Source organism: Aeromicrobium sp. P5_D10, from assembly GCF_054049535.1.
This window is the reverse complement of record NZ_JBFUME010000004.1, coordinates 356,230-368,900: the sequence shown is the minus strand read 5'-3', so window position 1 is coordinate 368,900 and position 12,671 is coordinate 356,230. Positions and strand designations below refer to the sequence as shown.

Below are 12,671 nucleotides of genomic sequence, written 5' to 3'. Positions count from 1 at the left end.
TAGCGGACAGGAATCGCCATGTACAAGACTCTGCTGGCCGCATCGGCCGAGGGGGAGGAGCACAGCCCTCTCGCCGTGGTCTGGAGCGAGCTCGTTCTCGGTCTGATCGTCTTCGCGATCGTGGTGTTCGCTATCTGGAAGTTCGTTGTTCCGAACTTCGAGAAGGCGTACGCCGAGCGCACTGCTGCCATTGAAGGCGGCATCGAAGATGCCCAGGCAGCTCAGAAGGAGGCCAAGGCCGCCCTCGACGAGTACACCGCCCAGCTGGCGGGTGCACGCCATGAAGCTGCGGCTATCCGTGAGGAAGCCAAGGAACAGGGCGCCCAGATCATCGCCGAGCTGCGGGCCCAGGCCCAGGCAGAGGCAGAGCGCATCACCACGACCGCGCATGCGCAGGTCGAGGCCGAGCGTTCGCAGGTCTTGGCTCAGCTCAAGGGTGAGGTCGGAGCCATGGCCACGACGCTTGCTGGTCGCATCGTCGGTGAGGAACTCTCCGACTCTGCCGCCCAGAAGCGTACGGTCGAGCGCTTCATCGCCGAGCTCGAGGAGTCGGCGAACTGATGCGAGGGATTTCTGCGAGGTCGCTCGACGACGTTCTTGCCGCGGTCAACGCGGTCAAGGGCTCGTCGGCCGAGTTCGGCGCCGAGTTGTTTGACGTCGTCGCAGTGCTCGACCGCGAGCCGGCGCTCAGGCGGGTCCTGACCGATCCGTCGACCGAGTCGTCGGCCAAGGCGCTCCTTGCCAAGCAGGTCTTCGGTGACCAGCTCAGCAAGGACGCACTCGCGGTCCTCGAGACTGCGGTCAAGGGCCGTTGGGCATCGGGACGAGATCTCACCGACGGCCTCGAGACCGCGGGAGTGACCGCACTGGTCGCCGCCGCCGACAGTGCCGGTGAACTGGATGCTGTCGAAACCGAGTTGTTCGAAGTCGGACGCCTGGTGCGCTCCGATGCCGAGCTGCGGCAGGTCGTGTCCGATAGGGCGCTTCCGGCTGCTGCGAAGGGCAAGCTGCTCAGCACACTGCTGGACGGCAAGGTCACCGCGACGACACTGGCCCTCACGGCTCAGGCGTCCGTCGCGCGCACGGGTTCGTTCGAGAAGGCCCTGGCTGCTTTCGGTGAGACAGCAGCGGCTCGCCGCAGCCGCTTGCTCGCCGAGGTGCGAGTCGCCTATGAACTCGACGACACCGAGAAGGACCGCCTGGCCGCCGCGCTGGGCACCAAGTACGGACACGACGTCCACCTGAACATCGTCGTCGATCCCTCAGTCGTCGGAGGCCTGACGGTCTCTGTTGCCGACGAGGTTGTCGACGGTTCCATGTCCACTCGCCTCGAAGTCGCCCGTCGGCGACTCGCAGGCTAGAAACACTCTCCCCAGACAAGAAGGCAGGCACACACATGGCGGAACTCACGATCCGTCCGGACGAGATCCGCGACGCATTGCAGAAGTTCGTGGCTGACTACAAGCCCAGCGCTGCAGCGACCGAAGAGGTCGGCATCGTGGCGAGCGCCGGTGACGGCATCGCTCGCGTCGAGGGCCTCCCGTCGGCGATGGCCAACGAACTCCTCGAGTTCGAGGACGGCACGCTCGGCCTCGCGCTCAACCTCGACGTCCGCGAAATCGGTGTCGTCATCCTGGGTGAGTTCTCCGGTATCGAAGAGGGCCAGACAGTGCGCCGTACCGGCGAGGTCCTCTCGGTCCCCGTCGGTGATGCCTACCTCGGTCGCGTCGTCGACCCGCTGGGCGCCCCGATCGACGGTCTCGGCGAGATCGCTTCCGACAAGCGCCGTGCGCTCGAGCTGCAGGCCCCCAACGTCATGCAGCGCAAGAGCGTGCACGAGCCGCTGATGACAGGCCTCAAGGCGATCGACTCCCTGACGCCGATCGGCCGTGGCCAGCGTCAGCTGATCATCGGTGACCGTCAGACGGGCAAGACTGCCATCGCGATCGACACGATCATCAACCAGAAGGCTTTCTGGGAGTCCGGCGATCCGACCAAGCAGGTCCGCTGCATCTACGTCGGTATCGGCCAGAAGGGCTCGACCATCGCCTCGGTGCGCGGCGCCCTCGAAGAGGCCGGCGCGCTGGAGTACACGACGATCGTCGCTGCTCCCGCCTCCGACTCGGCAGGCTTCAAGTACCTCGCCCCGTACACCGGTTCGGCCATCGGCCAGGAGTGGATGTACGCCGGCAAGCACGTTCTGATCATCTTTGACGACCTGTCGAAGCAGGCCGAGGCCTACCGTGCCGTGTCGCTGTTGCTGCGCCGCCCGCCGGGCCGTGAGGCTTACCCGGGCGATGTCTTCTACCTGCACTCGCGGCTGCTCGAGCGTTGCGCCAAGCTGAGCGATGAGCTCGGCGCCGGCTCGATGACGGGTCTGCCGATCATCGAGACCAAGGCCAATGACGTGTCGGCCTACATCCCGACCAACGTCATCTCGATCACCGACGGTCAGATCTTCTTGCAGTCCGATCTGTTCAACGCCAACCAGCGTCCCGCTGTCGACGTCGGCATCTCGGTCTCGCGAGTCGGCGGTGCGGCGATGCAGAAGTCGATGAAGTCAGTCACGGGTTCGCTCAAGGTCGAGCTGGCCCAGTACCGGGCGATGGAAGCGTTCGCGATGTTCGCCTCCGATCTCGATGCCGCATCCAAGCAGCAGCTCGCTCGTGGTCAGCGCATCATGGAGCTGTTCAAGCAGGGTCAGTACGCACCGTTCCCGGTCGAGAACCAGGTCGTGTCGATCTGGGCCGCATCGAGCGGCAAGCTCGACGCCGTCCCAGTCGAGGACGTCAGCCGCTTCGAGACCGAGTTCCTCGACTACCTCAAGCGTTCGCACAGCGATGTCCTCGCCGCGATCCGTGAGACGGGCAAGTTCGACGACGACAACGCGCAGGCCCTGACGGCTGCGTACGACTCCTTCACCGATCAGTTCGAGACTTCGGACGGCGGCTCGATCAAGGCCGGCCACGAAGAGTTCGACGCCCTCGCCGACGAAGATGTCGAGCAGGAGCAGATCGTCAAGCAGAAGCGGGGCTGACGATGGCGGCATCGGTACGCGAACTACGCGCGAAGATCAGGTCGACACAGGCGACCAAGAAGATCACGCGTGCCATGGAGCTCATCGCAGCGTCACGCATCATCAAGGCGCAGCAGCGAGCGGCGGCGGCAGCGCCGTACGCCCGTGAGCTCACGCGCGCCGTGTCTGCCGTCGCCACCTTCTCCAATGTCGACCACCCGTTGACGTCGGAGCGGGAGAACCCGACGAAGGCGGCAGTCCTGGTCATCGCGAGCGATCGCGGTCTGGCCGGCGGCTACTCGTCGTCGGTCATGAAGGAAGCCGAGCGTCTCGTCGAGAAGCTGCACGCTGAAGGCAAGGAGGTCGACCTCTACTTGGCCGGCCGCAAGGCTGAGGCGTACTACAACTTCCGTGGCCGTCCCTTCATCACATCGTGGACCGGATTCTCCGATAAGCCGGAGTACTCCCATGCCCGCGAGATCGGCAACACCTTGGTCCGGACCTTCCACATCGACGAAACCGATGAAGAGGCCCTCGACCCGGCTCTGGCCGCCGACGAGTTGCATGTTGTCTTCACCCGGTTCAAGTCGATGATGACGCAGGAGCCCGACGTGATTCGTCTGCTCCCGCTGGAGGTCGTCGAGGGAACCGAGGCTCCCGAAGACGAGGATCTGCTGCCGCTCTACGAGTTCGAGCCGTCGGCACACGAGGTCCTGGATGCGCTGCTGCCCAAATACATCCACAGCCGCATCTACTACTGCCTGCTGCAGGCTTCTGCCTCGGAGCTCGCGGCACGTCAGAAGGCCATGAAGTCGGCCACCGACAATGCGCAGGACCTCATCGAGAAGTACACCCGGACAGCCAACCAGGCCCGCCAGGCGGGTATTACCCAGGAAATCAGCGAGATTGTCGGTGGAGCCAACGCTCTGGCCGATGCCACCGCTGGGAGTGAGTGAGAGAGATGCCTACCAATACCGCTGAGAACACCACGCTGGCCACCGGCCGCGTCGCTCGGGTCATCGGCCCGGTCCTCGACATCGAGTTCCCGAGCGATGCGATTCCCGACATGTACAACGCGCTCAAGGTCGACACCACGATCGACGGTGTCACCGAGACGCTGACCCTCGAGGTCGCCCTCCACATCGGCGACGGCCTGGTGCGAGCCATCAGCCTGCGCCCGACTGACGGCATCGTCCGTGGTGCGACGGTCACCAACACCGGCGAGCCGATCATGGTTCCGGTCGGCGACCAGACCCTGGGCAAGGTGTTCAACACCACCGGCGACGTCATGAACCTCGCCGAGGGCGAGAAGTGGGAAGTCAAGGAACGCCGCGGAATCCACGGCAAGGCTCCTGCCTTCGATCAGCTCGAGTCCAAGACCGAGATGTTCCAGACCGGCATCAAGGTCATCGACCTTCTGACGCCGTACGTGCTCGGTGGAAAGATCGGCCTGTTCGGTGGTGCCGGTGTCGGCAAGACCGTGCTGATCCAGGAAATGATCGCCCGTGTTGCCAAGGATCACGACGGCGTGTCGGTGTTCGCCGGTGTCGGCGAGCGCACGCGTGAGGGCAACGACCTCATCGTCGAAATGGAAGAGTCGGGCGTTCTCGACAAGGTCGCACTGGTGTTCGGCCAGATGGATGAGCCGCCGGGAGCGCGTCTTCGCGTTGCCCTGTCGGCCCTGACGATGGCCGAGTACTTCCGCGACGTCCAGAACCAGGACGTGCTGTTGTTCATCGACAACATCTTCCGCTTCACGCAGGCCGGTTCGGAGGTTTCCACGCTGCTCGGCCGTATGCCTTCTGCCGTGGGCTACCAGCCGACGCTGGCCGACGAGATGGGCGTTCTCCAGGAGCGCATCACCTCGACGCGTGGTCACTCGATCACCTCGCTGCAGGCGATCTACGTTCCGGCCGATGACTACACCGACCCGGCTCCGGCCACGACGTTCGCGCACCTCGATGCGACGACCGAGCTCAACCGTGAGATCGCGTCGATGGGTATCTACCCGGCCGTGGATCCGCTGACCTCGACGTCGCGAATCCTCGATCCTCGTTACATCTCGGCGGATCACTACAACACCGCCAACCGGGTCAAGAGCATCCTGCAGCGCAACAAGGAGCTTCAGGACATCATCGCGATCCTCGGTGTCGACGAGCTCAGCGAAGAGGACAAGACGCTCGTTTCGCGCGCACGTCGTATCCAGCGCTTCCTCTCGCAGAACACGTACGTTGCCAAGCAGTTCACGGGCATCGAAGGCTCGACCGTCTCCATCGACGAGACGATCGACGGCTTCACCAAGATCTGTGACGGTGACTACGATCACGTGGCTGAGCAGGCCTTCTTCATGTGCGGCGGTCTCGAAGACGTCGACAAGAAGTGGGAAGAAATCCAGAAGAGCCTCTGATGGCGAACAACGAAACGTCAGCTGCGCTGCAGATCGAGCTGGTTGCCGCGGACCGCGTCGTGTGGTCGGGGCAGGCCAGCGAGGTGCTGGCGCGTACCGTCGACGGCGACCTGGGTGTACTGGCGAACCACTCGCCGCTGCTGTCGCTACTCGTCCCGGGCGTCGTGGAGATCACGCCGCTCGAGGGCGAGGTCGTTCGCGCAGCGATCGATTCGGGATTCTTGTCGGTCGCCGACAACCACGTGTCGATCCTGAGCGAGGATGCGTTCTTGGCCTCCGAGGTCGACGCTGCAGCGACTAAGGCAGACTTGGAAGCAGCTCAGGCCGCGGATGACTCTGAGGCTGTGCTGCGCGCCGAGGCGAAGTTGCGTCTGATAGACAAGGCTTCCTGACGCTTGTGTTGTGAGACTCGGCTGTTCCGAAAACTGGGAGGGGGTCGACCGTCGTGCCGCTGTGGTGGTGGGTCATCGATATCCTCGCGGTGCTCGTGGTCGGCGTGGTTCTGCTCCTTGTGGGCCTGCTCGTACGTCGTTGGCTGCTGACCCGCTCGGGTGTGACGTTCGAAATGAGCGTCAACCCCAGCGAGGTACCGGACGCTGTGGGTTGGATGCTGGGACTGGCGGTCTACGGCGAGAATGAGCTTGCGTGGTTTCGGACATTCTCCTTGTCGTGGCGCCCCCGCTACCGGTTCATCCGCGGCGATGTGCTGATCGATGGTCGGCGTGAGCCGGTCGGCCACGAGGTCCACGCGATCCATGCGGGTCATCTCATCGTCGGCACGAAGAATGCTTCGGGCATCAACCAGTTCGCGATGAGTGCCAATGCATTGACCGGCCTGCTCTCGTGGCTCGAGTCCTCGCCACCGGGTCAGCGGGTCAACAACGTCCTGTGACCGCCCGTGAGTCGGGCGGTCGTACAGGTTCTCTCGTTTCCTTGACGCTTCGTCGGGAGGCGAGGAGAATCGTTTCTGTTCCCTGGGTTCCGACCCAGTACATCCTGAGCCAAGAAGGTGTCACGTGTTCAAGCGTCTAGTGGTTGCAACATCCGTCTCGGCCCTCGCGATTTTGGGATCCGTCTCCGGTGCTTCGGCCGAGGAGTCGACTGCCAGTGGCACGACCGTGGTCAAGGTCGCCAAGTACAAGGCCCCGAAGCCTCCCAAGGTCATCGACTGGGATGCTCCGACGCCTGCCCCCGGTGGCGGCGTCACCACGATGCGGATCGATTGGGACTGACCCTGTAGTCAGATCAACGTTCGCCACCCGGGACCCAGAGCACATCGCCTTGGTCCCGGTTGGCGTATCTGCCGACGATGAACAACAGGTCGCTCAACCGGTTGAGGTATTTGGCCGTCAGGACATTCATGGTGTCGCCGTGCTGGTCAAGAGCCGCCCAGGCTGAACGCTCCGCACGCCTGGTCACGGTGCAGGCGAGGTGCACGGCGGCCGCCGCCGGTGTTCCGCCGCGCAAGATGAACGAGCGGAGCTTGGGGACCTGTTCGTTGTAGTGGTCACACCAGGCTTCGAGCCGGTCGATGTAGTCCGGTTCCACTCTCAGCGGCGGGTACTCCGGATTCTCGACCACGGGGCACGACAGATCTGCCCCCACGTCGAACAAATCGTTCTGGATGTGGGTCAGCATCGTGACCACGTCGGGTTCGAGCGTTCCCAGCGAGATCGCGAAGCCGATCCCGGCGTTCGCCTCGTCGACGTCGGCGTAGGCCGCCAACCGCAGATCGAGTTTGCTGGTCTTGCTCATATCGCCGAGATTCGTGGTGCCGTCGTCGCCGGTTCTTGTGTATATCCGTGTCAGGTTGACCATGTCCAGATCTTAGGTCGTCCCAAGAGTGTGAGACAGAACGCCCCAGTAACCAGTGACCCCCTGGTTACGAAACGGTAACCTGACGAAATGCCTGATAAGCCCTGGGTGATGCGCACCTACGCCGGACACAGTTCTGCCGCAGAGTCGAATGCTCTCTATCGTCGTAACTTGGCGAAGGGGCAGACCGGCCTGTCGGTCGCCTTCGACCTACCGACTCAGACCGGGTATGACCCCGATCATGAGCTCAGTAGGGGAGAGGTCGGCAAGGTCGGCGTGCCGATTCCGCACTTGGGTGCGATGCGTCGGTTGTTCCAGGACATTCCGCTCGAGACCATGAATACGTCGATGACGATCAACGCCACGGCGATGTGGCTGCTCGCGATGTACCAGGTCGCTGCCGAGGAGCAGGGCGTCGATCCTGCGCTGCTGTCGGGCACGACCCAGAACGACATCATCAAGGAGTACCTGTCGCGCGGTACGTACGTCTTCGGACCGGCGCCGTCATTGCGGCTGACGACCGACATGATCGCCTATACGGTCAGCACGATCCCGAAGTGGAATCCGCTGAACATCTGCAGTTATCACCTGCAAGAAGCCGGGGCGACGCCGACGCAGGAGCTCGCGTACGCCCTCACGACGGCGATCGCGGTGCTCGACTCGGTGCGTGACTCCGGTCAGGTGCCTCCGGAGGAGTTCGAGAACGTCGTCGGACGCATCTCCTTCTTCGTCAACGCCGGCGTCCGCTTCATCGAGGAGATGTGCAAGATGCGCGCCTTCGGGCGGCTCTGGGACGAGATCACGCGAGAGCGCTACGGCGTGCAGAACCCCAAGATGCGACGGATGCGCTACGGCGTGCAGGTCAACTCCCTCGGCCTCACCGAGGCACAGCCCGAGAACAATGTGCAGCGCATCGTCCTGGAGATGCTCGGCGTCACGCTGAGCAAGGACGCCCGGGCTCGTGCGGTGCAGCTGCCGGCCTGGAATGAGGCCCTGGGACTGCCTCGCCCCTGGGACCAGCAGTGGTCTCTGCGGCTGCAGCAGGTGCTGGCGTTCGAATCCGACCTTCTCGAGTACGACGACATCTTCGAGGGCTCTGTCGTCATCGAGGCCAAGGTCAACGAGCTGATCGAGGGTGCCAAGGCCGAGATCGACCGGGTACAGGCCATGGGCGGCGCTGTTGCCGCCGTGGAGTCGGGTTATATGAAGCAGGCGCTGGTCGGCTCCCATTCGGAGCGCCGGGCTCGGATCGAGGCCGGCGATATGACCGTCGTCGGAGTCAACTCCTACACCGAGACCGAGCCGTCGCCGCTGACGGCAGACCTCGACGCCGCGATCATGACCGCTGATCCCGAGGCCGAGGCCAATGCGATCGCCGACGTGCGGGCCTGGCGCGAGCAGCGCGACCAGGCCGCCGTGGACGAGGCTCTCGCGCGTCTGCAGAGCGAAGCCAAGACCGAGGCCAATCTGATGGCGGCCACGTTGGCGGCCGTGCGTGCCGGTGCGACTGTCGGCGAGTGGGCCGGCGCACTGCGTGAGGTCTTCGGCGAGTACCGGGCGCCCACAGGCGTCAGCGGAGTCGCCAGTGTCGCCGAGGCAGGTGCTGAGCTGGCCGCAGTGCGCGAGCGGGTCCGCCAGACCGGAGACGAACTCGGGACCCGGTTGCGTTTCCTGGTCGGCAAGCCAGGCCTCGACGGGCACTCCAACGGCGCTGAGCAGATCGCCGTCCGTGCCCGCGATGCCGGCTTCGAGGTCGTCTACCAGGGCATCCGTCTGACTCCCGCGCAGATCGTCTCCGCCGCGGTCGCCGAAGACGTCCACGCGATCGGGCTGTCGATCCTGTCGGGATCGCACATGGAGCTCGTCCCGGACGTGCAGAAGGCCATGGACGCGGCCGGCATCGGTGACGTTCCGCTGATCGTCGGCGGCATCATCCCCGAATCCGATGCCCGCAAGATGGAGGCCGCCGGCGTCGCTGCGGTGTTCACGCCCAAGGACTTCGGCATGACCTCGATCATGGACCGCATCGTCGACGAGATCCGCAAAGCCAACCACCTCTCCCACTGAACCGCGAGTGGTGCGCACGGGACGTTTTGAGACGACGTGTCTGTCCAGAGCGCACCACTCGCGGGTCGGTTTGCACCGCTCGCGGTTCTAATCGGCGACGAGGCCGGCCGCCGGTTCGATCTTGGCGGCTCTACGGGCCGGCAGGACGCAGGCGCCGAGCCCGGCCAGTGCGGAGATCACCATGATCAGGACGATCTGACCCCATGGCATCAGGACGTCCGGTGACGTCATGAAGACGCCGACCGACACGGTCTTGACCCCGAACCAGGCGTATACGGTGCCGAGGACCACGCCCAGACCGGCCGAGACCACCGCGATCAGGAGCGCTTCGATCGCCAGCATCGTGCGCAGCCCCGACCGTCGTAGGCCGAGCGCCCGCAGCAGCGAGTTCTCCCGGACCCGTTCGAGCACTGACAGGCTCAAGGTGTTGCCGACTCCGATCAAGGCGATCAGGACCGCGATCGCGAGCAGACCGACCGTCACTGCCAATACGACGTCGAGGGTCTTGAGGATGTCTGCTCGGTCCGGCAGGCCGCCGGCCAGGTCGAGATCCGATGTCTCGGCGATGGCCCGTACGTCGGAGGTGACATCGGCCGGATCTGCCTGATCGGATGCGCGAAGCCAGACCGCGCCGATCCCCGCACTCGTGCCGCCCATGGCCTTCAGCGTCGACGCGGAAACCAGGGGCGCCGAGCCGATCTCTTCAGCGAAGATCGCCTGCAACTCACGACGTTGATCGCCGATCCGCAGCATCACGGTGTCACGGCCTTTCAGGAGATCCTCGGATCCCACGGGCAACACGATCTGGTCAGGGCGCAGTTTCTGCAGTGACCCATCTCCACGCATCGTCGCCAGTGCCGCGCGGTCCACGGCAAGGACACGTTGCGGTTGTGAACCGAGCCGGGAATCGACAGTGCCGAGTGTTGCCACCCCAGCGACTCCATCGACGTCCCGGAGGTCTTTGACGACGCTGGACGAGACTGTTCCGCTGCTGACACTCACGGTCAGGTCGACCGGCGTGTTGAGATCCAATGACGTGTTGACCTTGTTCTGGATCGAGGCCGATCCGACGACGACCGCCGTGATCAGCGTGACGCCGATCAGCAGCGCAGTCGATGTCGCGGCAGTGCGTCGTGGATTTCGCATCGAGTTCATGTGGGCCAATTGCCCGGGTACGCCCAATCGGCGTGCGATGGGGCCCGCGAGCCGAATCGCGAAGGGGACGGTCAGTGGGGTCAACAGCACGATTCCAATGAACGAGAGCATCCCTGCCAGCATGCCGACGGCCAATGAGCCCTTGACTCCCAGCACGAGTCCGCCGATGCCGACCAGCAGAAATCCTGTGCCCGTGCCGATCCGCAGTAGACCGGATCGACTTCGTACCTCGACGACGCCTTGGGGATGCAAGGCGCCGAGTGGGGATTGAGCGCTCGCGCGACGGGACGGCGCCCAGGCCGACGCGACTGTCACGGCGATTCCGAGCAGCACCGGAATGGCGACCGCGAACAGTGACAGCGACGGTGAGCTCATGGGCGTCTCAGGTGACAGCTCGCCGATGATCGCGGTACCGGCGACCGCGATCAGCGTCCCCAATGCGACGCCGAGAGCAGATCCGATCACCCCGACCAGTGCCCCTTCGCACACGACAGACCGGGCGACCTGTGCGCGTTGTGCTCCCACACACCGCAGCAGCGCGAGGTCCCGGGCACGTTGGGCCAGCAGGATCGTGAAGGTGTTGGCGATCACGAGGGCACCGACGAACAATGAGATGCCTGCGAACACGAAGATCAGCTTCTGGAAGACATCGATGCCACGGGTAGCGGTCAGTTGCAGCGCGCGACGGTGCTCGTCTCCTGTGAGGACGGTTCCGCCAGATTCGCTGCCCGAACCGAATTCGCGGCTCAGGTGAGCGACAACCGTGGCGGTATCGGTTGCCGTGGCCACGATGTCGAGGGGGAATCCGAAGTCGTCCAGACTGCCGAAGGCGCGTTCGGGCAGGTAGGCAGTCGCCTTGAGCGGTCCGTCCACGTCCTTGACCGTCCCGGTCACGGTCAGCGCTTTGTCACCGGCAGGCAGGTCCAAGGTGATGACGTCTCCGGGTTTGACCCGGTGCTGTGTCGCCTGGGCAGCCGAAAGGGCCACCTCATCGCCCTTCGAGGGCAGACGCCCGGCGTCCGCCTGCTGCCAGCGCAGCGGTGAGGCAGTCGCGATGCTGCCTATCGCGATGTTCTGGGTGCCGTCGGGGAAACGGGCCTTGGCATATGCCTGCCAGTTGGTCGCGACATCGGTCACGCCGGTGGCGTTCTCGGTCTCGCGTGCGGCTGCCGTGAAGGCATCGACAGACCCCATCGCGCTCACCGCGAGATCGGCATTGCGGTACTGCTGTTCGACCGCGTGATTCGACCCTTCACGGGCCGCCTGGCTCAGGGCGTTGATCGCCACGATGAATGCCGTGGCGATCATGATGGCAACGAGTGCGGCGACGTAGCGACGTGCGTACGTCCGCATCGAGGCGAGGATCACGGTACGCACGCTCAGCCGCCGATCTGGCGCAGCGCGTCCAGGATGTCGTCCTGGGTCGGCGCGTCGAGCTGCCCGGCCACGGTCCCGTCAGCGATCAGCACGACCCGGTCGGCGAACGCCGCCGCCGAAGGTTCGTGCGTCACCATGACGGTCGTCTGCCCGAGCTCGCGGACCGAACGGCGCAAGAAGTCGAGGACCTCGTGGCTGGTCCGGCTGTCGAGATTTCCGGTCGGCTCGTCGGCGAACACGATGCGTGGACGGCTCATCAACGCCCGGGCGATTGCGACTCGCTGTTGCTGTCCGCCCGACAGTTGGGTGGGACGGTGGGCGAGACGGTCCCGGATCGCCAGGACGTCGACGAGCTCGTCGAACCAGGTCCAGTCGGGGTCGGTCCCCGCGAGATCGAGGGGGAGCAGCATGTTCTGTTTGGCGGTCAGCATCGGCAGCAGATTGAAGGCCTGGAACACGAAGCCGACATGCTCGCGGCGGAACCGGGTCAGATCGTTGTCAGACATCGTGCCAAGTCGCTGATCGCCGACGACCACCTCGCCCGACGTGGCCTGATCGAGTCCGGCCAGGCAGTGCATCAGCGTCGATTTACCCGATCCGGACGGGCCCATGATCGCGGTGAAACGCTCGCTCTCGATTGTCAGATCAACGCCGGCAAGAGCGTGGACCTCTGCCTCGCCTGAGCCGTACACCTTGGTCAGTCCGGCAGTCCGGGCGGCGATCTTGGGCGTCGTGGAGCGGTCAAGTACCGCGGTGGTATCCATGATCACCACGTTAGAAATATTCTGGGATCGAATCGTCAACCCAGGGGACGACCCTTGTGTCCTGCCGTCA

General features: G+C 64.5%; 12 protein-coding genes. 9 read left to right on the top strand and 3 right to left on the bottom strand.

Annotation, left to right across the window (positions count from 1 at the left end):
- Positions 1 to 18 precede the first annotated feature (18 nt).
- From ACXJKC_RS09555 to ACXJKC_RS09520, 8 genes are all read left to right on the top strand, one after another.
- Entirely contained in the window at positions 19 to 561 is a 543-nt protein-coding gene (locus ACXJKC_RS09555; RefSeq protein ID WP_456696467.1) for a F0F1 ATP synthase subunit B, read from the top strand.
- Positions 561 to 1,361 (top strand): F0F1 ATP synthase subunit delta, encoded by an 801-nt coding sequence (locus ACXJKC_RS09550; protein WP_456696466.1) that lies wholly within the window; start codon positions 561 to 563, stop codon positions 1,359 to 1,361. Before ACXJKC_RS09555 ends, ACXJKC_RS09550 begins: the two co-directional genes overlap by 1 nt.
- A 35-nt stretch (positions 1,362 to 1,396) precedes the next feature.
- Positions 1,397 to 3,037 (top strand): F0F1 ATP synthase subunit alpha, encoded by a 1,641-nt coding sequence (atpA, locus tag ACXJKC_RS09545; RefSeq protein ID WP_456696465.1) that lies wholly within the window; start codon positions 1,397 to 1,399, stop codon positions 3,035 to 3,037.
- Positions 3,038 to 3,039: 2 nt separating this feature from the next.
- On the top strand, positions 3,040 to 3,972 hold the full coding sequence (locus ACXJKC_RS09540; protein ID WP_456696464.1) for a F0F1 ATP synthase subunit gamma: 933 nt from the start codon (positions 3,040 to 3,042) through the stop codon (positions 3,970 to 3,972).
- A gap of 5 nt (positions 3,973 to 3,977) precedes the next feature.
- Positions 3,978 to 5,423 carry a F0F1 ATP synthase subunit beta gene (atpD, locus tag ACXJKC_RS09535; RefSeq protein ID WP_456696651.1) on the top strand — a complete coding sequence of 482 codons (1,446 nt, stop codon included), beginning with the start codon at positions 3,978 to 3,980 and terminating at the stop codon, positions 5,421 to 5,423.
- A complete protein-coding gene (locus ACXJKC_RS09530) occupies positions 5,423 to 5,815 on the top strand; it encodes a F0F1 ATP synthase subunit epsilon (RefSeq protein ID WP_456696463.1) in 393 nt (130 codons plus the stop codon). Before atpD ends, ACXJKC_RS09530 begins: the two co-directional genes overlap by 1 nt.
- Before the next feature lie 53 nt (positions 5,816 to 5,868).
- Positions 5,869 to 6,315, top strand: a complete 447-nt coding sequence (locus ACXJKC_RS09525; RefSeq protein WP_456696462.1) for a DUF2550 domain-containing protein — start codon at positions 5,869 to 5,871, stop codon at positions 6,313 to 6,315.
- A 124-nt stretch (positions 6,316 to 6,439) separates the two neighbouring features.
- Positions 6,440 to 6,655 (top strand): hypothetical protein, encoded by a 216-nt coding sequence (locus ACXJKC_RS09520; RefSeq protein ID WP_456696461.1) that lies wholly within the window; start codon positions 6,440 to 6,442, stop codon positions 6,653 to 6,655.
- A 13-nt stretch (positions 6,656 to 6,668) separates the two neighbouring features.
- Here ACXJKC_RS09520 and ACXJKC_RS09515 read toward each other — a convergent pair whose 3' ends face one another.
- The gene (locus ACXJKC_RS09515; RefSeq protein WP_456696460.1) at positions 6,669 to 7,241 is read right to left on the bottom strand and encodes a cob(I)yrinic acid a,c-diamide adenosyltransferase; all 573 of its coding nucleotides are present in this window, start codon (positions 7,239 to 7,241) and stop codon (positions 6,669 to 6,671) included.
- Positions 7,242 to 7,328: 87 nt separating this feature from the next.
- Between ACXJKC_RS09515 and ACXJKC_RS09510 the strand changes: the two genes are divergently transcribed.
- The gene (locus tag ACXJKC_RS09510; RefSeq protein WP_456696459.1) at positions 7,329 to 9,305 is read left to right on the top strand and encodes a protein meaA; all 1,977 of its coding nucleotides are present in this window, start codon (positions 7,329 to 7,331) and stop codon (positions 9,303 to 9,305) included.
- Between the two features lie 87 nt (positions 9,306 to 9,392).
- Here the strand turns inward: ACXJKC_RS09510 and ACXJKC_RS09505 are convergent, their stop codons facing one another.
- The gene (locus ACXJKC_RS09505; RefSeq protein ID WP_456696458.1) at positions 9,393 to 11,837 is read right to left on the bottom strand and encodes an ABC transporter permease; all 2,445 of its coding nucleotides are present in this window, start codon (positions 11,835 to 11,837) and stop codon (positions 9,393 to 9,395) included.
- 2 nt (positions 11,838 to 11,839) lie between these two features.
- The gene (locus tag ACXJKC_RS09500; RefSeq protein WP_456696457.1) at positions 11,840 to 12,601 is read right to left on the bottom strand and encodes an ABC transporter ATP-binding protein; all 762 of its coding nucleotides are present in this window, start codon (positions 12,599 to 12,601) and stop codon (positions 11,840 to 11,842) included.
- Positions 12,602 to 12,671 lie beyond the last annotated feature (70 nt).